Origin of the sequence: Streptomyces sp. NBC_00223, from assembly GCF_036199905.1 — a bacterium.
In the GTDB taxonomy this organism is placed as follows: Bacteria; Actinomycetota; Actinomycetes; order Streptomycetales; family Streptomycetaceae; genus Actinacidiphila.
This window is the reverse complement of the sequence record NZ_CP108109.1, coordinates 2123280-2145244: the sequence shown is the minus strand read 5'-3', so window position 1 is coordinate 2145244 and position 21965 is coordinate 2123280. Positions and strand designations below refer to the sequence as shown.

Here is a 21965-nt window from a genome sequence, read left to right as displayed (position 1 = left end):
CTCAATCGGACCAGGAGAAGAGGTCGTACGGGCGGGTCACGGTCGGATGGATCGTCAACCTGGTCGCTGCTCGGCCGGTCAAGGAACGAGTGCGAGTCCAGAACTGCCCACTGCTATCTGGGGATTGTGGACACCATGGCCATCAGAACCGGAGAATCCGGCGAAGGCTGGCTTGTTCCGATGTCGGCATAGCCCCACGCTTTGTAGAGGGCGTGGACTTTTCCTTCGCCCGCCAAGGGATTGACCATGAGAGTCACCTGGGTCTCGGAGCGCTGAGCCAAGAGGTCATCGTGAATCCTGCGGGAGGCTCCCGTCTTGCGCCACGGCACGCGAACCATGATCTCCTTGAGGGCCACCGTGGGGATTTCCGTGAGCGAGTCCGGAACTGGGCTGGTGACTCGCTTCCAGTAGCGGTCACCCTGATTGATGGTGTTGGCGTACGCGTATCCAACGGCGTCTTCCCCGTCGTAGCCGACGACGGCTTCCCAACCCGGCTCGGACGCGTGCCGGGCCAGACGTTCTCCGTATCGTTCGACCGAGTAGTGCGGATCGTGAAGGCGATCGGCTCGCACCTCTGCGTAGACCTGGATCAAGGTGTCCCAAACAGGCTCGATCTCACGGAAGTGGCGGAGGTCGATATCTACTGAGGTCACAAGGAATCCCCTTCAGGGTTGGTGTATTCATCCCATATCTTCTCTTCTTCGCTGTGGGGAGCCATGGCGCGCAGCTTGCTGCCGAACTCTTCCAGCATTCGGGTCACTCGCGGATGTGAACTCTTCGTACTGATGGCCGTGGAAACCGCGTGCTCAAGGTCGCCCTGGCCGAGTTGGGCGTGAGCGAGGCGAGCGGTGGCGATAGCCCGACTTCGCAGCATCTGAGGGCGAAGTTGCGCCATGCCGCGGTGAGCGTGGGCCTCGGCGCGTTCGTAGTTGCCCAGCGCCAGATGAGCGGTGAGGGCAAGGCTTTCAATCTCGGCCTGGTCGAAGAACGCCCTGATCCAGGCCGGCCGTTCATCGTCCAGATTGGCCCGGCTGTAGGCGGCTCGTGCTTGGCCGATGGCGCGTTCCACGGCCACCGCATCTCGTGTGAGTCCGAGAATCGCGGCGTGTCTTGCGTGACCCAAGGAGGCAAATAAAGGGTCTCGGCGGGCTACGGACAAGTTGCGGGCCACGTCATTCGCGGCGAGAGCGTCTATGGGGCGTCCGAGGTGGCGGTAAAGACTCCCTGCGTGGGACCAGATCCGGAACTGGATTGTCGGGTCGCCGGACATCGCTGCCAAGGTGGACGCGCGATCAAGATAGCGCTGAGCTTCGTTGAACCGGCGGCCGTCGATCGCGGCCCACAAGGCGCTGGAGGTAAAGCTCGCCGCGGAGGCGTAGAGACTGTTGCGAACCCTCTGGCTGGTAGCGCCTCGTTGCAGAAGTGACAGGGATTCCCCGGCCAGGGCGGAGGCGAGGGTCTCAATACTGATGAGGCCGCCGTACTTGTGATCTTGATCGATGATCGTGGTGAGCTTCGCTTGCAAGCGAGCGACATCGCTTGCGCCGACCTGCTTGGGTGCGGTGAGGGCGGGGACAACGACTGCGGTTGCCGAACCCGCTGCCGATGCCATGAATGTGCGACGCCGCACAGGGTCCTCCTGCGGTGCTGCGGAGCGTGGTGGCTTGAACCCTAAGTCTTCAACAGGGCAGCCGAAAACCATCTCCAGAGCGGCGCACGTACGCCCAATGGGGCGCTTCGTGCTTCCGCTCAGCAGGTTGCGGACGGTGCGGTCGGAGACGTCCCCGGGCCGGCCTGTGATCTTGGCCAGGGCGTCGTTCATTCGGGCTGCAAACTCCTCTTGAGTCAGCCGCAGTTCAGCCATACGGCTCATCAGGGTGACGTTCACTCCCATGAACAGAACGTAACTGCATCGATACGACTCGCGCCAGGGCCCTGGTAATGAGATCGCAAAGTTTTCCGGGTGGGACGGCCAGGGACTTCTCATCCCTTCCTGTTTCCGCTCCGTGACGGTCCGTTCACTGGTCTACAGCCGCTACCAACTCCGGGGCACCGGCAGGGGTGCGGCACCGGTCCGTGAATCGGCGAGAGGTGTGACCACCATGGCTCCCAGCTTCCTCCAAAGCAGGCTGGATCTGGCGTGCGAGCCTTCCGCTGTTCGGTATGCCCGAGGGCACGCGGAGGACACCCTTCGCCGCTGGGGCATCCCCGTGGAGGCGGCGTTCGACGCGCTGACCGTCGTAGCCGAGTTGGTGACCAACGCCGTCCGACATGCGGGCGGTGCGGCCGAGCCTTTTGACCCTGTGCAGGGACAGCCGAAGGTTCGTTCGTGCTCTCTGACCATGTGGATCGCATCCAGCAGTCTCTACATCGCGGTCTACGACGAAGACAGGAGCCCTCCCATCCTGCGCCCGCTGTCCGACGACGCCGAGAACGGTCGTGGTCTGCGACTCGTAGCCGGGCTCAGCGAAGGTGCCTGGGGATTTCAACTCACGGCCGACAACCGCGGAAAGCTCGTCTGGTCCCGGCTTCGGTTGCCGGTGCGTCACATGAGTCCGGTGCAGCCGGCCTGTGAGCCCGTCGATGGCCGGCCCGATACCGCGCACCCCAGGGCGTTAGATCGAAGTGCTCGGCCCAGCAAGTGGAGCAGGGCGAGCGCATGAGCTTGGAGACGCTGACACGAAACGACAACGAGACCTTGGTCCGCGTCCTCCAGGGGTTGCGCCGCTCGGAGGACACGGAGCCCTCGGCAGCGGAAACACCGCTTATGGCCGCTGTTCTTGATGACCTCGAAGCGGTACTCGGAGAGTATTCCGATCTCGCTGATGATGAGGTCTGGTCTCTGATTGGACGACTGCGTGAGACTTTCCTGAGATTTTTCGCGCTGGCCGCTCAGATACACCCGGGGTTGAGTCACGGGCTGGTTTCTCAAGCACACGGCTTGGTCTCCGAGCAGCCCTTGGGAGAATACGTCTCAGCTCTGGGATACCTGCGTCGTCTGGCAATCACGCTCCAAGACTTGATGGAGCACTTCATGGGCTACGTGCGAACCGGCGGCCCCTAAGACTCCGCTCCGGTCACCAGGCCCCAATGCGTGCCCGTCGCGCTTCCACCCCCCGTGCTACGGGCGTGGGCCTCGTGTGGCCGGAGCGGCACCAACCTCACCAGCTGAGCAGCGAACGTTGCGAGAAAGACAAAAGAGATGACGAAGGCGGAAATCTCGACCCCCGTACGGCATGTCTGCGGCAGTACGGCCGGCATGCCGCAGCGGTTCGTCGGCCGGGTGCTCGACCTCGCGCCGGGATACAGGCCCGAGGACGTGGAACGGGATCTCCGCTGCACGCTGGAAAAGCATTCGATTCCGATACATCACGCTCTCGTGCTGGATTTGGAGGGCCCAGAAGTCAGTGGTGTATGGGCTGTCTGGGATTCAGGGGATATGGCGTTCTCCCTTGCGGTGCTCCCCGACTGCCTTGAGAAAAGTAGAGACGGGATGCAGTCTTGCGCTGAGTTCGCAGAACATCCCGGGGGCCACACATGGGAACTTACCGAACCCCCGCTGAGAGGCACTGTGTTCGACCCATCCGCTTCTCGCAAATTCGGTCCCTCGTAGCTCATCAGGCAGAGCCCGCACGGTGCCGGCATCCGGCAGCAATCGCACAGCACCGAAGAGACCCCGGTTCGAGTCCGGGCGAGGGAACGCAGCGCTACAGGGCGCCGGCAACCAACAGAACGAAGTGCATCAGGAGAAGGGGAAGGTAGATGGGTAAGGCGAAGCCGACCATCGCGGCGGCGAAGGCTGCGGTCAAGCGGGACTTGAGGAAGAGCGTCAACCCGCCGACGGGGGCACGGTCGCAGGAGTCCATCGGGGAGAAGTACATCCGCAACCACACCCCCGAGCGCCTGTACGGGCCGAAGGACAAGGACGAGTAGTGCCTGCCAAGAGGGACGTACCACCCGCCCCTGCCCCGGCTCCCTACCCGGTTCCCCCGGGCGGGCCGGCCCCGGCTCCCCGCTGAGAGGCACCAATGCCTGCGTTACCCAGGTACAGGCCCCACGCCCAACTGACGCCCGAGCAGATCTTGGCCCTCGGGAAGGCGATGCAGTCCCGGTATTACGGCGGGGACTCGATCCGGGACCTCGCACACGAAACGGGGCGGTCTTACGCCGCGACCCACAAGGCACTGCGCGCGGCGGGAACGAAGTTCCGAGGCAAGGGCGGGGACAGACGCTCCGAGGACTTCAGGGAGAAGAAGCACATGGACATCGACTGGACGGAACCGCCGCGCCGGCGGATTGTCGCCCAGGCCGTCATCCGCAACACCCGCGGAGGCGTCCTCCTGGTCAACACCAACTCACGTGACTACTGGCACCTGCCGGGCGGCGGAGTCCACGCCAACGAGGACCCGCACATCGCCTGCCAACGTGAAATCCATGAGGAAACCGGCCTCGACCTCCCGCTCGCCGGGCTGCTCCTCGTGGACTACGTACCGGCGACCGACACCGCCGCCGAGGGGATCAGCCTCGTCTACGACGGAGGGATCATCCCCGGCGACACGAAAATCGTCCTGCCGAACACGGACAGGCCCGGAGACAGGCCCGAAGTCATCAGTACGACATGGGCCGATCCCCACGACCTGAGCCGCTACACCACCCAGGCACACCGCGCCCAGGCCGCTCTTCGCGTCCTCGCGCACGCGGATGCCGCCCGCTACCTCGTGAAGGGAAGGCCCGTCCTCCCCTCCACGGCCTCGCCCGCGGCTGCCTGAACTCCCGCCTCCGCGAACGCGCCCTGCGGGCATGCCCGCAGAGATCTCGCGGAGGCGGGCACCACCGGCACTCGCGCGGGCACAACGAGTTCCCACCGTGGCCACGCGCCTCTTACGTGGTCGTGGTGGGTCGCAAGAAGCAAATTCAGCGATGAAAAGGAGAGCACGATGGCGCAACTCTTGGAACGCGGCACCCTGGTGCCGCAGGCGTTCCCGATCGCGGTCGGTCGGACGGTTGGCGCCCCGGCGGTGTCGCCGGTGCGGCCCTTCGGTCTTTCCAGGGCCGTCCCGGTAGTGCCGGAGCTGGAGGGGCTGCCGGCCCTTTCGCTCTGCCCGGAGCGTCAGATCAACGTCACCCCGGACGGGGAGCCGTTCGTCCACGCCCCGTCCATGAAGACCGCGTTCACCACGCAGTCGCAGACGCGCGAGGACAGCCAGCTCGCCACGGACACCGAGAACGACACGGACTGACAGCGGCACAACAGGAGGATTGACCGATGACGGTCCTGGTGCTGACCCGCCCGACCGACGCAACCGCTGACCTCGTGATCTCGGAACTCAACGACCGGGAAGTCCCCGTTGTCCGAATGGACCCCGCGGAATTCCCCGAGAACGCGACGGTCACCGCGCGCATCAGTTCGCCGCACAGCGAATGGGAGGGAACCATACGCGGCCGGCACCGGGACCTCGTTCTTCGTCAGGTCACCTCCGTGTACTACCGGCGTCCGTCGCCGTTCCGGCCGCACTCCGGCATGTCGGAACAGGACGCGCAGTGGGCGTCCGCCGAGGCCCGAGCCGGCCTCGGCGGACTGCTCACCTCCTTGGACTGCCTGTGGGTGAACCACCCGCAGCGGAACGCGTTGGCCGGCGTCAAACCGGTCGCACTTTCCATGGCGGTCCGGTGCGGTCTGGCCGTTCCCCGGACGCTGATCACCAACGACGCACAGGAGGCCCGAGCCTTCATCGAGGCACTGCCCGGACACGTCGCCGCGTACAAAGCCCTTGGCTCAGTCGGCCCCAGCGACAGCGACGGGAAACCGACAGCGTTGTGGACAACCCAGGTCTGTTCCGGCGACTTGGACGACTCGGTCGCCCTGACCACTCACCAGTTCCAGGAGTGGATCACCAAGGCGTACGAAGTCCGGCTGACCGTCGTCGCGGACCGGATGTTCGCGGCGCGGATTCGCACCACCTCCGAGCAGGCGCCCGTCGACATCCGTACTGACTACGACAGCCACGTCTACGAGCCGTGCGACGTACCGACCGCCGTCGCCTCGGGGGTCCGGAGACTGCTGGAAGCGTTCGGCCTTCGTTACGCGGCCATCGACTTCCTCGTTGACGATGACGGCACCTGGTTCCTGATCGACCTCAACCCGAACGGCCAATGGGCCTTCATCCCCGAACTGCGCACCCCCATCACCCACGCCCTGGCAGACCTCCTGGAGGGAACCACCGCATGACCACCGCAGTACCGGCCGCCGACGAACTGCGCCGCCTCATGACCGAACGCCTCGTAGCCGAAGGAGCCCTGCACTCCCCGGCCTGGCAGGAAGCGTTCGCCGCCGTCCCCCGGCACGCGTTCGTGCCCGAGTTCACCATGCGGGCCCGGGGCAGCACGTTCCACTACAGCCGGGACGACTCCTCCTGGATGGCCGCCGCCTACCAGGACGTCTCCCTCATCACGCAGTTCGACGTGACCGACACCGCCACCAGTTCCTCCACCGCGCCCACCGTCATGGCGCGGATGCTGGAAGCCAGCGGCGCCCAGGACGGGGACAGCATCCTGGAGGTGGGCACCGGCACGGGCTACAACACGGCCCTGCTCTCCCACCGGCTCGGCAGCGAACACGTCGTCTCCGTCGACGTGGACCCCACCCTCGTGAACGCGGCACGGAACCGCCTCCAGGCCGAGGGCTACACCCCGACCCTCATCGCGGCCGACGGCATGGCCGGACACCCCGAACGCGCCCCGTACGACCGGCTGCTGGTCACCTGCGGTGTGGACCGTCTCCCCGACGCGTGGCGCGAGCAGGTCCGCCCCGGCGGGGTCATCGTCGCCGCCGTCGGCTTCGGCATCGCACGCCTGACCGTCAGCACCGACCACAGCGCCCACGGGCACTTCCTTCCGGACCTGACCGCATTCATGAGCGCCCGCGACACCGCGGACACGGTTCGAGACACCGCCAGGCAGCACTTCGCCATGCTCGCCACCGCCACCGGCAACACCCGGACCATTTCCCTCCCCACGAACCTCGACGCCGACGGCCCCGCGTTCCTCGTCTCGCTCGCCCAGCCGGCCGTCACGCAGATCACCCTCACCGACGACGCGGAGCAGCACCTGCGATGCCTCTACGACCCGAAGTCCGGATCGTGGGCCCGCATCATCCAGACCGATCCCCGGGCCGCCCAGCTCGTCCACGACGGGCCCCGCGACCTCTGGGCCGAGCGCGAGTCCCTGCTCACCGACTGGGTGACGCACGGAAGGCCCGGCCTCGACCGCTACGGCCTGACCATCGACACCACCGGAGCCCACACCCTCTGGCTCGACGCCCCCACCGGCCCCTCCTGGAGGCTGGCGCCCGCCAAGCCGCTCACACATCCGTGAAGGAATGAATCAATACGCTGACAGCGGCGGCCCAGCCGTCTCCCTCCGGTGTCGACCGGGCCGCCGCGTAGAGCCTCGCGCCGACAGCGCCTTACCCGCCTCTGCCCCGGGAACCAGACTCGTCATGCCCCACCGCCGACGAAAGGGAGGCGTTCGGTGTCAGTCCCGATGATTTCCGTGACGGCTATGTACACATCGAGCGTCAAGTCCTGATGCTCAAGTCACAGTTGTACTTCGGCCCACCGAAGGGTGGAAAGGAGCGGGACGTACCGGTGGCACCGGCGCTGGAGAGCCGACTGGTCACCCACCAGCAGCGATTCGAGCCAGTGGAGGTCACGCTGCCGTGGCTGGACCCGGAAGAACCCGACCTCGCCCGGGACGCCCGGCGTAAGGTCACCGTTCGACTGCTCGTCTGCACGACGCGTCATGGTGCGATCAACCGCACCACATGGAACACCAAGACATGGAAGCCGGCACTCGCCGGCGCCGGAGTGATCCCGCCCTTGCCGAAGCAGGAACCGGGGGCGATGCCTTCGCGGGTGTGGGAGCCGAGCAGGGAGCACGGCTTCCACGTTCTGCGCCACACGTACGCCTCGGTGATGCTCGAAGCGGGTGAGTCCATCGTGTCGCTGGCGAACTGGCTGGGCCACTCCGACCTGGCGTTCACGCTCCGGACCTACGCGCACTTCATGCCGCAAGCCGGCGCGCGGGGACTGTCCGCCATCGAGTCGTGGTTCTCGGGCCTCGACCGGGGGTGACGGGCCGGAGCCCGCCGGAAGTCCCTGAGAAGTCCCAGGGATGTGGACCGGGCCCGGAAGTCACACAAATAGCAGGTCAAAGCCGTACTGGCTCAGTAGCGGAAGAGAACCCGGCGTACAGCCCGACTCGTCTGCCGCTCCCTGCCGTTTCGCTCACAAAAGGGCCTCCGACCTGCGTCGGAGGCCCTTTGAGGTCTGTCAGCGGGTTGCTGTCCCAGGCTGCGAAACGCCCCTGGGCGCCCCCCTCGGGCAGAGTCCGCCCCGGCGCCCGACCTTGCGAAAAGGTAAGGGAATTTCCTCACCGGCGTGCAATGACCGATGCGCTGGAATGGCGCTCGTCGCCGCGCACACTCTCGCCTCGTTACCGGCGTGAGAGCGGCGGGCCCATTCCCCCCGCCTGTCCACACAGGCGGGCCGGCTTGCTCTCGGAGGTATTCATGAATCGATCCGCGCACTGGCGTCGCGGCCTGGCCACAGCGGCGGTCGCTCTTCTCCTGGCAACCGGCGCGGCGGCGTGCGGCGGGAGCAAGGGCGAGTCGGCGGGCGACAGCGGCTCGGCGGATGCGGCGACGGGGGTGAAGTACGCGGCGTGCATGCGTGAGCAGGGTGTCGAGGTCGCGGATCCGAAGCCGGGTGATGTCCCGAAGATCCCGGAAGGCGTCGCTCAGGACCTCCTGGTCAAGGCGGCGAAGGTGTGCGGACAGGCCCCCGGATCGGACGCGGGCCGCGTCGACGACGGCGGCGGCCTGTACCAGGACCCCAAGGTGCAAGCGCTCAGCCTCGAATTGCAGAAGTGCATGCGCGACAACGGCTGGAGCCCGCCCAAGCCGCAGGAGGAGAACGGATCCGTGTCCCTGGACGCAGGCGACCCCGCCTACCAGCAGGCGAAGAAGGCCTGCAAGACGATCACTGACGAACTCGACCGGTACTTCCAGCAGGGGAACGGGCAGTGACGGACACCCGGCACACCGCCGCCGACGTGACGCCGGTGGAGGACGGGCCGACCGGAAAGCCGCCCCGGACCCGCCACCGGCGGCGGGTACTCGTCGTGCTGGCGGCGGCCGCCGTGGTCATGGCACCGCTCGCCGTGGTGCTCCACGCGCGGACGGATCAGCCCGCGCGCCCGGCGCCGCAGGGACCGCTACCCCCCGCCACGGAGAAGATCACCCGAGGCGATCTGGTCTCGGAGATCCGGGCGGCGGGCAAGGTCGAGTTCTCCGGTAGCCGTGAGGTCAGGAACCAGCTCACCGGCATCATCACCCGGCTGCCGTCGGCGAACAGCGTCGTAGGCCCGGGCGGGCGCCTGTACTCGGTCAACAACATGCCCGTCTTCCTGCTGCGCGGTTCGCTGCCCGCCTGGCGGGAGTTCGAGCCGGGCATGGAGGACGGCCCGGACGTCCGCATGCTGGAGGAGAACCTGGTGGCGCTCGGATACACGGGCTTCACCGTGGACGACGAGTTCACCGCGCTGACGCAGGCCGCGGTGAAACGGTGGCAGAAGGACAACGGGCTGCCGCAGAGCGGACGGATCGAGCTGGGGCGCGTGGTGTTCACACCGGGCTCACTGCGGATCACTTCGGCCGGCGCGCAGCCGGGCGACCCAGCGGTTCCCGGCCTGACGGTGCTGCACGCCAGCGGTTCCCGGCAGCGGATCGCCGTGGAGGTACCGGCCGGGGACGAGGACCTGGCCGTCAAGGGCGCAAAGGTCCGGATCGAGCTGCCCGACGGCCGGCAGACCGGCGGGCGCATCTCCTCCGTGGGCGCCGAGAAGCAGAACAAGTACAACAAGACGGTCGTCCCGGCGAACGTGGACCCCGACTCACAGGAGGCCCTGGCGAAGCTGCGGAACGCGGGCGTTCTCGTCGTGCTGAAGCGCCTGGAGGCCAGGAACGTGCTGTCCGTGCCCGTGACCTCGCTCCTGCCCGTGTCCGGCGGCGGCTACGCGCTCCAGGTCGTGCAGGACGGGAAGGTGCGCAGGGTGAAGGTGCGCACCGGCGCGTTCGCGGGCGGCAGGGTCGAGATCAGTGGTCCGGGCGTCACCGAGGGCCTGCGTGTGGGGGTGCCGAAGCTGTGACACCCCTTGCTCCCGAAGCCACATCGGTCCTGTCCGGCAAGGCGGTACCCGTTGTCGCCCTGACGGACGTCAGCCGTTCCTACGGTTCAGGACCGCACCAGGTGCATGCCCTGAGAAAGGTGACAACGGCCATCGCTCCCGGTGAGCTGATCGCCGTCGTCGGGCCGTCCGGGTCCGGCAAATCCACACTGCTGAACCTGATCGGCACCCTGGACCGCCCCAGCGGGGGCCGCCTCGTCGTGGACGGGCACCAGGTGGACCGGCTCGACGACCGCGCCCTGTCCGCGCTGCGCGCCCACCGCATCGGTTTCGTCTTCCAGCAGTTCCACCTCGCCGAAGGGACCCGGGCCGTGGACAACGTCGCCGATGGCCTGCTCTACACGGGCCTGCCCCGGAGCAGACGACGGGAGCGGGCCGAGGCCGCGCTGCACCGGGTCGGCCTCGGTCACCGGGTGGGTCACCGGCCCCATGAGCTCTCGGGAGGCGAGCGGCAACGCGTCGCCATCGCGCGTGCCGTCGTGGGCGGTCCGGCGATCCTGCTGGCGGACGAGCCCACCGGGGCCCTGGACACCCGTTCCGGCGCGCTGGTCGTGGAGTTGCTCCGCGAACTGCACAGCTCGGGCACGACGGTGGTGGTCATCACCCACGACACGGCGTTGGCGGCGAGCCTGCCCCGCCGGCTGGTCATGCGGGACGGGCAGCTCGTCGACGACTCCGGCGTCGTCGTCCCCGGACCACGACCCGACGGAGGACCACGACCCGACGGCGGACCGCGACCCGACAGCGAACCCCGACCCGACGGAGAACCGGGCGGAATCGGATGAACGCCGCACGCTCACGTCTGCGGGGCGCGGATCTCCTGCGACTGGGTGCGAACGGATTGAGCACGCGACCGCTGCGTGCCGTCCTGTCCGCCACCGGCATCGCCATCGGTATCGCCGCGATGATCGCCGTCATCGGGATCTCCTCCTCCAGCAAAGCCCAGCTCCAGGCCGAGCTGAACAAGCTCGGCACCAATCTGCTGACCGTGGCACCGGGCACGAACCCCGACACCCAGGAGGAAGTGCCCCTGCCCGTGGCCGCGGTGGACACCATCGCCCGCGCCGACGGTGTCGACTCGGTCAGCGGCACGGCAGTCCTGAAGGACGCCAACGCCTATCGGAACGCCCACGTGGATCCCGCCGAGACGAACGGCCTGTCGGTGGTGGCCACCGACACCCGTCTGCTGCGAACGCTGAAGGCGCACGTAGCCCGCGGAGGCTGGCTGGACCGCGCACCGGACCGCTATCCCACGACCGTCCTGGGCGACCGGGCGGCGTACCGGTTGGGGGTCGCGGGCCCCGGTGAACAGGTCTGGATCGGCGACCGGTACTTCACCGTCCTCGGCATCCTCGACCCGGTGCCGCTCGTCCCGGATCTCGACATCTCCGTCCTCGTCAACGACAAGGCAGCCCAGCGGCTCCTGGGCTTCGACGGCCATCCGACGACCGTCTACGAACGTTCCGCCGACAACCTCGTCGAGTCGGTACGCGGGTTGCTACCGCGTGCGGTCAACCCGGAGAACCCCCAGTACGTCACCGTGAGCCGGCCGTCCGACGCGCTCCGGGCCCGGCGGGCCGCCGACGCCTCGTTCAACGGCCTGCTGGTCGGACTCGGCGCGGTGGCCCTCCTCGTCGGAGGCATCGGCGTCGCCAACACCATGGTCATCGCCGTCATGGAGCGCCGAGGGGAGATCGGGTTGCGCCGTGCCCTGGGCGCGGCTCGGCGGCACATCTCCTGGCAGTTCCTCGTGGAGGCGCTCCTCCTCGCCACGATGGGAGGGCTGGGCGGAACGGCGCTCGGTGCCGCGGTGACCTCGGGTTACGCTGTCAGCCAGGGTTGGCCCACCGCGATTCCGCTCATGGCGCTGACCGGCGGCCTTGCGGCGACAGCGCTGATCGGCGCGGTCTCCGGGCTGTATCCGGCCCTGCGGGCCGCTCGCACACCGCCCACCGCGGCGCTGTCCGCGCCGTAGTCCGACGCGCCTGTCGCTTCCCGGCGGGCACCGGATGTCACAGGACCCGCGCCCGCCGTCCGGCACCTTCCGCGTACGTGGGGGCACGCGGGGCGAAAGCCGATGGAAGGAGAGCGCGTGCGCGTGCTGATTGTCGAGGACGAGCAGTTCATGGCCCAGGCCCTGGTGACCGGTCTGCGCCGGGAGGCCATGGCCGTCGACCACGCGCCCGACGGGGAGACCGCCCTTGAGCAGCTCCAGTGGCACGACTACGACGTGGTGGTCCTGGACCGCGACCTGCCCGGCATCCACGGTGACGAGGTGTGCCGTGTCATCACCGCCGAGCACAGCACCGTACGCGTCCTGATGCTCACCGCGGCCGCCTCGCTCGACGACCGCGTCGACGGGCTGCGGCTGGGCGCGGACGACTACCTCCCCAAGCCGTTCGACTTTCCCGAGCTGGTCGCGCGGCTGCACGCGCTGCACCGCAGGTCGGGGACGCCGCCCCCGCCGGTACTGGAGTGGGCGGGCCTGCGACTGGACCCGTTCCGCCGTGAGACCTACCGCGACGGCCGGTATCTGCGCCTGACCCGGAAGGAGTTCGCCGTGCTCCACGTCCTGATGGCCGCGCAGGGCGGTGTGGTCAGTGCCGAGACGCTGCTGGAAAAGGCGTGGGACCAGCACGCGGACCCGTTCACCCAGGCCGTCCGCGTCACCGTCTCCACCCTGCGCCGCAAGCTCGGTGATCCCGCGCTCCTCCACACCAGACCCGGCGCCGGCTACTACCTGCGGCGGCTCTCGTGAGGGCCGCCGCCACCCACGCGCGGCTGACGATCCGCACGCGGCTCACCCTCACCTACGGCGGGCTGTTCGCGGCGTCGGCCGCGGCCATGATCGGGTTGCTGTACCTGTTCATGATGTACGGCCCGAGCTACTCCCCGACGCTGACCAGCACGATCTCCGTGACGAAGTGCGGGGCCGCCCTCTGCGGGGCCGACAGCCATGCCTCCGGTGCGGGAGCGTTCGCCAAGCCCACCAGTCCGGGACTGCTGGCGTTCGAGGTGAGTTCCAAGGCCGACTTCCTCCAGGCGCTTGTCCTCTTCAGCGCCGTGGCGCTGCTCGTCCTCATGGTGATCGTCCTGCTCGTCGGCTGGGTCGTGGCCGGCCGGATGCTGGCTCCCCTCCAGAAGATCACCTCCACCGCGCAGGGCATCGCCGACTCCACGTTGCACGAGCGCATTCCCCTCGACGGGCCGCGGGACGAGATCAGAGAGCTCGCGGAGACGTTCAACGCGATGCTGCGCCGTCTGGAGCAGGCGTTCCAGGCCCAGCGCCGCTTCGCGGCCAACGCCTCGCATGAATTGCGCACCCCGCTGGCGAGCATGCGGACCATCTTGCAGGTCACTCTCGCCGTGCCCGACCCGGAGCAACTGCGGATCGCCGGGCCTCAGTTGCTCGCGCTCAACCAGCGCTCCACCGAGATCACCGAGGCGTTGCTGACGCTGGCGCGGGCCGATCACGGCGCGATCGCGCACGAGGAGGCCGACCTCGGCTCCCTGGCACACGAGCTGTGGGTGCAGTCACGGCCGCAGGCCGAGCAGGCCGGGGTCACCGTCGCGGAGCCCCGGGGCCGGTCCACGGTGTGGGGTGACTCGGTCCTGCTGAGGCAGCTCATGCGCAATCTCGTGGACAACGCCATCAGGCACAACCACCGCGGCGGCACGGTGACAGTCGGCGTGGCGGAGACGGACAGCGGCGAGGCGAGTATCCGGGTACGCAACACCGGGCCGGAACTCGGTCAGGACGAGGTCGATCGCGCCTTCGAACCGTTCCATCGCCTCGACACCCGCAAGGAGAGCCGGACGGCCCGTCCGGGCGGGCACGGCCTGGGACTCGCCATCGTCCAGTCGATCGTGCGCGCCCACGACGGCACACTCACGGCAACGCCGCTGCGACCCAACGGGCTGGAAGTGACCGTACGCCTGCCCGGCCCGCACCATCGGGTCGACGCGGAGCCGCACTCCCCGGCGGCCGACGCCGGCCACCGGTGACAGGGACCGGCCGTCGACGTCGGTGGGGCCGCCGCGGCGTTCAGCGGTCGGCGGCCCCGGGGTCCGGCCAGTCGAGCAGGCGCGCGCCGAGGGTCGCTGTCTGAAGCGTGTACCGGTGCCGCGGGTCGACGGGATTGAACCCGGTGAGGCGGTGGATGCGTTCCAGCCGGTACGTCAGTGCCCGCACACTCAGCGACAGGCGGCGCGCGGTCTCCGCCGCCACACACCCCGTACCGAAATACGCGGCGAGAGTGTCGATGTACGGCCCCGGGCCCCCGCGGGCCTGGACCAGCCGGCCGAGGGTGGCGTGCACCAGGTCCACGAGCGCCTGCCGGTCGCGCAGGACGACGGTGTAGACCAGCATGTCGGACGCGCGGAGCAGCGGTTCGGCCATTCCCGTGCGCTGGGCGATGTCCAGGGCGCTGAGGGCCTCCTCGTAGCCGTGGGCGATGCCGCCGAGCCCCGGCCTGGGGCGGCTGATGAAGACTCGGCCGCTGTCGGCCGTGTCGTGCGCGCGCCGGGCGAAATAGGTCAGGACGTCGTCCTGGTCTCCCGGGGCGATGCACACCAGGCGGCCCCGGTGGGTCGTGAGCAGGAGCCGGCGGCTCTCGAAACGGGCGAACAGCTCGCTCTCCACCGCCCTGGACCGGGGATCCGCGGCCTCGTAGGGCCCCGGTCCCTCCGCCACCGCGACCGCGTAGGACCTGGACACGCGCAGTCCGAACCGCTCGGCCCGTTCGGCGAGGGTTCCCAGGTCGCCCGGACCGTGGAGGAGATCCTCGACGAACGCGCGCCGGGCGGCCTCCTCCCGGCGGACGACGAGCCGCTGCTCGCGCTCGTACCCCTCGGCAAAGGCGTCGAATGCCTGCGCGGCGGCGGCCAGCACGGTGTCCGGGGCCGCCGCGGCCGGGAAGCCGGCCCCTCCCGCCGTGAGATGCCCGCGGACGAGGGCACGCCATCCGTATCCCGCGACGGCTGCCTTGGCTCCCAGCGCCCGCTGGGACAGCAGTTCCTCACGAGTGAGACGGCGGCCGGTGCTGGATGCCCCGGCCAGGATCCGGGCGTAGCCGTCGAGGAATTCCTGCGGTATTTCCGTCGCAACCATTGCTGCCTCCGGGATCTGTGAACAGGCCGAGGCCCTCGGTCTCGGCGGGGAGTCTCAGCGTGCGCGGGGTCGCCCGCGCGCGGACACGGCGGCCGCCGGCGGCCCCGGCGTCCGCGCGCCCTGCGCTCAGGGGTGGGCGGAGGCGGCGTCGACCGGTTCGGGCGCGGGGGCCGCCGGGGGTTCGGGGGTGGGGCCGCCGGTGCGCCGGGAGAGTCTGCGGACGATCGGCTCGGTCCACCGGGCGGCGAGCGGGCCGACGATAACGAGGATCAGTACGTAGGCGGTGGCCAGTGGGGCGATACGGGGCTCGACGGCGACGGTGAGGCCGGCGATGACGATGGAGAATTCGCCGCGGGCGACCAGCGTGCCGCCCGCCCGCCAGCGGCCCGCGGATCTGATGCCGGCGCGGCGCGCGGCAAACCAGCCGGTGGCGATCTTCGTCGCGGTGGTGACCGCGGCCAGGATCAGGGCGGGGACCAGTACGGGCGGGATGTCGGCCGGGATGGTGCTCAGCCCGAAGAAGACGAAGAAGACCGCGGCGAACAGGTCGCGCAGCGGGGTGAGGAGGTTGCGGGCTCCTTCGGCGACCTCGCCCGAGAGCGCGATACCGACCAGGAAGGCGCCGACGGCCGCGGAGACCTGGAGCTGCTGGGCGACGCCGGCCACGAGGAGTGTCAGACCGAGGACGACCAGGAGCAGCATCTCGGGATTGTCGGAGGAGACCGCACGGCTGATCAGCCGGCCGTGGCGCAGGGCGACGTAGAGGACGACGCTGACGGTGCCCAGGGAGATCAGCAGGGTGAGCGTGCCGCCGGCCAGGCTCACGCCCGCGAGCAGGGCGCTGAGGATCGGCAGGTAGACGGCCATCGACAGGTCTTCCAGGACCAGGACGCCGAGGATGAGGGGTGTCTCGCGGTTGCCGAGGCGGCCGAGGTCGCCGAGGACCTTGGCGATCACCCCTGACGAGGAGATCCAGGTGACACCGGCCAGGGCGATGGCGGCCACCGGACCCCAGCCCAGCAGGAGCGCGGCGACGGCGCCCGGCACGGCGTTGAACACGAAGTCGACGGCACCGATCGGGTACTGCGTCTTGAGGTTCGTGACGAGTTCGGAGGCGGTGTACTCCAGCCCGAGCAGGAGGAGGAGCAGCACGACGCCGATCTCCGCTCCGGTGGCCACGAATTCCTCGCTGGCCTGGAGCGGGATCAGTCCGCCTTTGCCGAAGGCCAGTCCCGCGAGGAGATACAGCGGAATCGGGGAGAAGCCCACCCGTCCCGCGAGCCGGCCGAGGATACCCAGGGCGAGGATGATCGCCCCGAGTTCGATGAGCATGTCGGAAGTGTTGTGCACGGCCTTCTATCCTCCGGTGATCAGCTCGGCGACGGCGTCGACGCCCTCGCGTGTGCCGACGACCACGAGTGTGTCGCCGACGGCGAAGCGGAAGTCGGGCGTGGGTGAGGGCTCGGCGGAGGTCCGGCGGAGCACCGCGACGATGGAGGCGCCGGTCCGGGTGCGTGCCTGCGTCGCACCGAGCGTCCGCCCGACGTACGGCGACCGCTTGGTGATCGCGATGTGCTCGGTGACGAGGTCGATCTCCAGGTGCTGCTGGAGGTGCGCCACCGCGTCGGGTGTCAGCAACTCGCCCAGCTCGGTGGCCTCCTGGGGGGTCAGCGAGGTCGCGTCCTTGCAGCTGTCGTCGTCCTCGGGGTCGTGGAATCCCAGGAACCGCCGACCGTCCTGGTGAACGACGACCGACAGATGCCGGCCGGACTCGGTGGTCATGTCATAGCGGGCGCCGATGCCGGGAAGGGGGGTCTTGCGGGCGCGGGCGCGGGAGGTGTGCTCCATCAGAGTGCTCCATCGGGACGCGGGTACGGGGACGCCGATGACAGGCGTCATCACCAGAGTCAAGCAGCTGTGGCTGCGGCCCTGCGTATCCGCAGTGGTCTGTGCCGAGAGGTGGGGTGCGGGGCGCGCCGCGGTGCCGACGCCGCTGCTCTTCGAAGAGAGCAGGGCGCTGTCAGCAGCTTTGTGCGGCGGCGGTGTCCGTATCGGGAACGGAGTCCCGGGCCGCGTTGTCCACACGCGAAGCCCGGGGAACGTACGGTGTGGCCGCCCAGGGGATGACCGTCCCGGCGACGGGGGTGCTCACGGGGAAGACGTCCTGGTTCATGGCGTGTTCCCCCTTCCCCTGTGGCCGACCGGTTCCTTGCGCTGCGGGTGGCAGATCCGACCCGAGGCAATGTAAAGAGCTGGTCAACAGATTACCACATGATGATAGGCGCAAAGCTCCCTTTGGAGGCATAATGCGCACCGACCGGACGTGAAATCCTGGGTTTCGCAAGGTGAACGCCGCATGTCCGGACTGCGGCGGCCGGACTGGGGCGGCCGGGCAGTACGGGCGGTACGACGCCTACGGGCGGACCGGTCGGCTCTTCGGCGTAGATTGCGGCGTTCGTCCCGGGCCGTACCGCTGTGCCTGCCACGCTGTGGAGCCTCCAGAAGTATCCGGCACGGGTACGGGCACGGTGGCGTGTGGGAGGCCGCGTGAGCCCTTACGGCCGGACAGGCTCACGCAGGCAGGAGAAAAGACCATGGTGGTATCCAGGCTGTTCCTCAAGTCGGCCCTCTGTGCGGTCGTGGCGTTACTTTTCGCGCTGACCATGAACCAGTCGGCGTACGCGTGGACGTGGGGCTCGAACGTCACGGTCTACAGCGTGTCCGGACTGTGCGTGCAGGGCTCCGCGGGCATCGACCACGCCCAGCCCAATGTGTTCTCCGGCAATCTGGCCTACGCGAACACCTACGCGCTGGGCACCGGCTGCGTCGGCGGCCTGACCAAGTCGGGCAATGCGGCCGCGGTGCGGCTCGACGTGGAGCGGTGGAACGGCTCCGCCTGGGTGGTGTGCCGCAGCACGGACTGGCTGTACGGCCCGACCGGCGTCAGCGGAGGCGACACCGGCGGCCCCTACGGACCGAGCCAGGTCTACAACTACGGCGGCGCCGCGTCCTGCGGCGCGGGCTACTACGGCACCCTGGCCTACGCGTACGTGACGGACGGCACGGCGTGGCGCGGCGGCAGCGTGTGGTCGGGGTACGAGTACGTCTCCTAGAGCTCGCCCGGTCGATCGTGCGCGGAGCCGGGACGGTGAGGGCGGCGGCGGTGCTCGTGCCGCGGCGGACGCGGGCGGCGTACTGATCACTCCGGTCGATCACTCCGGTGCTGCCCCCTGGACAGCCGGCGCTACCGCCTCTCCTTCTCGTACTTGATCGACCTGCCCTCGTTCAGCCGCTGGACCAGTTCGAAGGCGGTGAGCGCGAGCGGCATGAGGTCCGCGGTGCGCAGGCTGTCCTTCATCCGGCGCAGCTCGGCAACGAGGGCGACCTCCTCCTTGCCGGGCCCGCCCACCCGGTCGTCCACCGAACCCAGCGCGCCGAGGGAGCCGTGGATGTGCGCCCAGTCCTCCTTGTCGACCTCGGCCTTCTCCACCTCGTTCAGGTGCTTGTAGTTCCGCAGCAGATCCTTGCCGGCCGGCATGCCCACCAGCCACTGGTACCGGGTCAGCGGGATCGCAGCCTCGCTGCGCTGACCGGCGTCCCCGTGCTCGACGGTGTTGGGGTACACCCGGGCCTGCCGGTCGGCCGGGTCGAAGCCGGCCGCCCTCAGGACGAACGCGGCGAACTCGTCCGGGTGCGCGCGGAAGTGGACCCGGAGCGGAAGGGGCAGCAGCGTGAAGTTGTGGGCGAAGGACGTGCGGGACATCAGACCGCCCGCGATCGACTTCGAGTTCGCCCTGGCCGGCAGTTCGTCGCCGTACGCCAGGTAGCTGCCGACCAGGGTGGTCAGACCGACCAGCGCGTCCGTGGAGGCGCCACCGGTGATCTCCTTGCCGAGGTTCCTGGCCTGCGACTCGGCCTGCTGACGGACGGTGTCGACCACACGCAGGCCGTCCTGGTGCAGGTCCGCCTTGGCCTCCTTGCGCTGCTCGAAGGCGGAGCCCGTGGAGTTCCAGGGACGCGTGGCCGGCACGTTGAGGTACTTCCACAGCCGGGGCAGCTCGTCCAGCTTGAAACCGCCGGTCATCTGCGGTGCGTAGATGATCTCACCGCTCAGCGGGAACACCATGATCCCGGGGTCCGCCGTGAAGCCCCCGAGCACCACCTCCTGGAGCGGGAAGGACTCCTGGTCCTTCCGGGCGTCCAGGGCATTCGAGACCCGGGTGATCTCGCCCATCACCTGGAGGAGTTCGTCCCTCGTGCTGAGCGGATCGGTCACCCACTCCAGGGCCGAGCCGCCCGTCGGGCTGACGTCCGAGGTGAGCCGGTAACCGGTGCCCCGGCCGACGGTACCCATCTTCGGGACGTCACGGCCGCGGATGGGGGTCTCCCGGATCTCGCCGTTGCCCAGCAACGGCAGGGCGGCTTCCTCCTTGTGCCGCGCGTACTCGGCGGGCTTCTCCTGCCGCGCCCGTTCGAGCCGCGCCCTGCCCGCGTCGGTGGCCGCGAACCGCGGAGGGTCGGTCGGCCGGGTCCTCGGCAGGGCGGTGAGCCACTCGTTCCTCAGCTCGTCGCCGGGCCTGGCCAGTTCGGTCTCGTCCAGCAGATCACGGAATTGCAGGCGGGCCATGGTCAGGAGGATCTGCACGCCGAGCATGCCGTCACGCCGGGAGACCTCGTCCTGGTACCTCTGCTCGTCCTCGTCGTCGAGGCCGGTGTGGTCGCGCACCCGCCACTGCGACTCGAACTCGAAGCCGACGCGGCGCTGGACCGCCGCGCGGTGCGCGGTGCCGTCGTGCTCCTCGCCGTCGCTGGCGGAGCGCTGGACACTCTCGCCGCGGGCGACCCGGGCGCCGACGTCGGACGCCTCGCGCTCCCACCTGTCGCCGGGGTCGCTGAGGCCGGCGGGGGCGCCGCGCTGGGTGGTGTGGTGGATCTCGTGGGCCATCGTCTCGACATCGCGCAGGACGCTCGCGTTCCGGACGACGATGGTGTCGCCGACGGTGTACGCCTTGGCGTCGATGCCCGCGGCGGCCTGCTCGTCGACCGAGACCCTGATGTGGTCGAGCTTGGTGCCGAAGGCGTTCTCCATGGTCCGGCGCACACCGCCCGGCAGCCGGCCGCCGCCGCGCTCGGCCGTTCGCGCGGCCTCCCGTACGGCGTCGGGCCGGTCCGTCCCGCCGCCCCCGGAGCGCTGCACGGCGGCGTGGTCGGCGCCGCGCCGGTTCCGCTCGTACGCGACCATCCGCGTGACGGCCGCGTTGCCGATCGACCGTTGCAGGGCACCCAGCGCGCCCGCCTGCGGCGGCCTGCCGCGTCCGGCGGTGGCCATGCCGGTGGTGAGCGTGCCGGGAGTCCGGACGGCGCCGCGGGGCTTGGCCTGTTCGCGGTCCGGACCGGCGTTCCGTCGGGGCTCGGTGGTGTGCCGCATGAAGGATCCGTTCGAACGAGATCTCTCGCACCGTTTCGGAAGTGACCCTGGTGACCCTGCCGCAGGAGAGGTCGCGGGGGAAGAACGAAAAGGGCGGACAACGGGCCGGGCCGGGCTGCCCGTTCGGGCAGCCCGCCGGCGCTCGTGTCGGTCGTGCTCAGCCCCGCTGGAAGAACTCCACCTCGGCGACGGCGACTTGACGACCCGCCGTCAGACCCGTGACGGACCCCAGCACCAGCCGTACGTTCACCACGTCGCTGAACCCCAGCGGAACGGTCTGCCCGCCCGGCTTGTCGCTGAGTGCGAACGTCTTGCGGTGCACCGTGCCGTCCGCCGACGTCACCTCCAGGTCCATCCGGAGCGCCCGGGCCTCCCGGTCGTACTGTTCGGGCGACTTGGAAGCGCCGTTGGTGACGATGATGTCGACGAGCCGGAACGGCGTGCCGAAGCCGTAGTTCACCCAGGCGCCCGCCCCCGGCGCCCCCCAGTAGCGGTTGCTGAGGCCGTCCGTGGTGTTCGACGCCGGATGCGACGGCACCTGGGCGCTGGCCGTCACACGCACCGGGGTGACCGCCTTGGTGCCGTCGAGCTTGTCCCGGGTGTCCTCGAACAGGGCGCGCGCGGCGGGCACCAGCAGGACCGCGGCCGCGCACAGCGCGACGACCACGGCCAGGGCCACCAGCAGCCGGACCGCCCGTCCGGAGCCCGCCCGCACCCGGCGGCGGAACGGCCAGACGGTACGCCACCACGGCAGCGGGGCCTCGGCCGCCGCCGGGTCCAGCGGACTCGCGCAGCGGCGGCAGAAACGGCGGCCCGGCAGATTGGGCGTGCCGCACACGGGGCACGGCGGCCCGACCACCTCCTCCGGTGCCGAAACCGGGCGCACGACCGGGCGCGCCGCGACCGGCTTCGCGGGCCGCACCGCTGCCGGCTGCGGCTCGACCGGCTCGACCGGCTCCCCGGCGGCCGGGGCGCCCCCCGGCGGTGCGAGCCCGGCCGGCTCCCGCGCCGCCGGACCGGCGGGTGGGGCGGACGTGCCGTCCGCGGTCTGCGCCGCGGGGGCGGTGGTCGGCTCGGACGCGCCCTGCGGGTCGTGGGACCAGCCGAGATACGATCCGCAGTTGCCGCAGAAGTCGTCGGCGGGACCGTTGGACGCGCCGCACGTGGGGCAGTCGCGCACGG

22 protein-coding genes and 1 pseudogene are annotated in these 21965 nt (G+C 69.5%); 16 read left to right on the top strand and 7 right to left on the bottom strand.

Features of this window, described 5'->3' with window-relative positions:
* Positions 1-113: 113 nt before the first annotated feature.
* Complete coding sequence (locus OHA30_RS08975) at positions 114-653, bottom strand: GNAT family N-acetyltransferase (protein ID WP_328913281.1); 540 nt, start codon at positions 651-653, stop codon at positions 114-116.
* Positions 650-1894, bottom strand: a complete 1245-nt coding sequence (locus OHA30_RS08970; protein WP_328913280.1) for an XRE family transcriptional regulator — start codon at positions 1892-1894, stop codon at positions 650-652. The genes OHA30_RS08975 and OHA30_RS08970 overlap by 4 nt, the downstream gene beginning before the upstream one ends.
* Before the next feature lie 208 nt (positions 1895-2102).
* Here OHA30_RS08970 and OHA30_RS08965 point away from each other — a divergent pair, with 208 nt between their 5' ends.
* From OHA30_RS08965 to OHA30_RS08900, 15 genes and pseudogenes are all read left to right on the top strand, one after another.
* Complete coding sequence (locus OHA30_RS08965) at positions 2103-2663, top strand: ATP-binding protein (protein WP_328913279.1); 561 nt, start codon at positions 2103-2105, stop codon at positions 2661-2663.
* Positions 2660-3064: a DUF6415 family natural product biosynthesis protein gene (locus OHA30_RS08960; RefSeq protein ID WP_328913278.1), complete on the top strand. Its 405-nt coding sequence runs from the start codon at positions 2660-2662 to the stop codon at positions 3062-3064. Before OHA30_RS08965 ends, OHA30_RS08960 begins: the two co-directional genes overlap by 4 nt.
* 698 nt (positions 3065-3762) lie before the next feature.
* Complete coding sequence (locus OHA30_RS08955; RefSeq protein WP_328913277.1) at positions 3763-3933, top strand: hypothetical protein; 171 nt, start codon at positions 3763-3765, stop codon at positions 3931-3933.
* Positions 3934-4028: 95 nt separating this feature from the next.
* Positions 4029-4220 (top strand): annotated as a pseudogene (locus OHA30_RS33935) (helix-turn-helix domain-containing protein); the annotation flags it as partial.
* A gap of 39 nt (positions 4221-4259) precedes the next feature.
* A complete protein-coding gene (locus OHA30_RS08950; RefSeq protein WP_328913276.1) occupies positions 4260-4769 on the top strand; it encodes an NUDIX hydrolase in 510 nt (169 codons plus the stop codon).
* Positions 4770-4937: 168 nt separating this feature from the next.
* Positions 4938-5240, top strand: a complete 303-nt coding sequence (gene tgmA / locus OHA30_RS08945; protein WP_328913275.1) for a putative ATP-grasp-modified RiPP — start codon at positions 4938-4940, stop codon at positions 5238-5240.
* Between the two features lie 26 nt (positions 5241-5266).
* Entirely contained in the window at positions 5267-6229 is a 963-nt protein-coding gene (tgmB, locus tag OHA30_RS08940; RefSeq protein WP_328913274.1) for an ATP-grasp ribosomal peptide maturase, read from the top strand.
* A complete protein-coding gene (locus tag OHA30_RS08935; RefSeq protein WP_328913273.1) occupies positions 6226-7374 on the top strand; it encodes a methyltransferase domain-containing protein in 1149 nt (382 codons plus the stop codon). The genes tgmB and OHA30_RS08935 overlap by 4 nt, the downstream gene beginning before the upstream one ends.
* Positions 7375-7646: 272 nt before the next feature.
* A complete protein-coding gene (locus OHA30_RS08930) occupies positions 7647-8132 on the top strand; it encodes a tyrosine-type recombinase/integrase (protein ID WP_328913272.1) in 486 nt (161 codons plus the stop codon).
* 437 nt (positions 8133-8569) lie between these two features.
* A complete protein-coding gene (locus tag OHA30_RS08925; protein WP_328913271.1) occupies positions 8570-9085 on the top strand; it encodes a hypothetical protein in 516 nt (171 codons plus the stop codon).
* Positions 9082-10206, top strand: coding sequence for a peptidoglycan-binding protein (locus OHA30_RS08920; RefSeq protein WP_328913270.1), 1125 nt, complete (start codon positions 9082-9084; stop codon positions 10204-10206). Before OHA30_RS08925 ends, OHA30_RS08920 begins: the two co-directional genes overlap by 4 nt.
* Positions 10207-10235: 29 nt before the next feature.
* Positions 10236-11030: an ABC transporter ATP-binding protein gene (locus OHA30_RS08915; RefSeq protein WP_328917790.1), complete on the top strand. Its 795-nt coding sequence runs from the start codon at positions 10236-10238 to the stop codon at positions 11028-11030.
* Positions 11027-12220, top strand: a complete 1194-nt coding sequence (locus OHA30_RS08910) for an ABC transporter permease (RefSeq protein WP_405785639.1) — start codon at positions 11027-11029, stop codon at positions 12218-12220. The genes OHA30_RS08915 and OHA30_RS08910 overlap by 4 nt, the downstream gene beginning before the upstream one ends.
* A 117-nt stretch (positions 12221-12337) precedes the next feature.
* A complete protein-coding gene (locus OHA30_RS08905) occupies positions 12338-13003 on the top strand; it encodes a response regulator transcription factor (RefSeq protein ID WP_328913268.1) in 666 nt (221 codons plus the stop codon).
* Positions 13000-14250: a sensor histidine kinase gene (locus OHA30_RS08900; RefSeq protein ID WP_328913267.1), complete on the top strand. Its 1251-nt coding sequence runs from the start codon at positions 13000-13002 to the stop codon at positions 14248-14250. The genes OHA30_RS08905 and OHA30_RS08900 overlap by 4 nt, the downstream gene beginning before the upstream one ends.
* Before the next feature lie 40 nt (positions 14251-14290).
* Here the strand turns inward: OHA30_RS08900 and OHA30_RS08895 are convergent, their stop codons facing one another.
* From OHA30_RS08895 to OHA30_RS08885, 3 genes are all read right to left on the bottom strand, one after another.
* A complete protein-coding gene (locus tag OHA30_RS08895) occupies positions 14291-15355 on the bottom strand; it encodes a PucR family transcriptional regulator (protein ID WP_328913266.1) in 1065 nt (354 codons plus the stop codon).
* Between the two features lie 126 nt (positions 15356-15481).
* A complete protein-coding gene (locus OHA30_RS08890) occupies positions 15482-16705 on the bottom strand; it encodes a cation:proton antiporter (protein ID WP_328913265.1) in 1224 nt (407 codons plus the stop codon).
* A gap of 6 nt (positions 16706-16711) precedes the next feature.
* A complete protein-coding gene (locus tag OHA30_RS08885; RefSeq protein WP_328913264.1) occupies positions 16712-17203 on the bottom strand; it encodes a cation:proton antiporter regulatory subunit in 492 nt (163 codons plus the stop codon).
* Between the two features lie 746 nt (positions 17204-17949).
* Here OHA30_RS08885 and OHA30_RS08880 point away from each other — a divergent pair.
* Entirely contained in the window at positions 17950-18468 is a 519-nt protein-coding gene (locus tag OHA30_RS08880) for a hypothetical protein (protein ID WP_328913263.1), read from the top strand.
* 131 nt (positions 18469-18599) lie between these two features.
* Here OHA30_RS08880 and OHA30_RS08875 read toward each other — a convergent pair whose 3' ends face one another.
* Both OHA30_RS08875 and OHA30_RS08870 read right to left on the bottom strand, forming a co-directional pair.
* Complete coding sequence (locus OHA30_RS08875; protein ID WP_328913262.1) at positions 18600-20783, bottom strand: eCIS core domain-containing protein; 2184 nt, start codon at positions 20781-20783, stop codon at positions 18600-18602.
* Between the two features lie 157 nt (positions 20784-20940).
* On the bottom strand, positions 20941-21963 hold the full coding sequence (locus OHA30_RS08870; RefSeq protein ID WP_328913261.1) for an NADase-type glycan-binding domain-containing protein: 1023 nt from the start codon (positions 21961-21963) through the stop codon (positions 20941-20943).
* Positions 21964-21965: the final 2 nt, after the last annotated feature.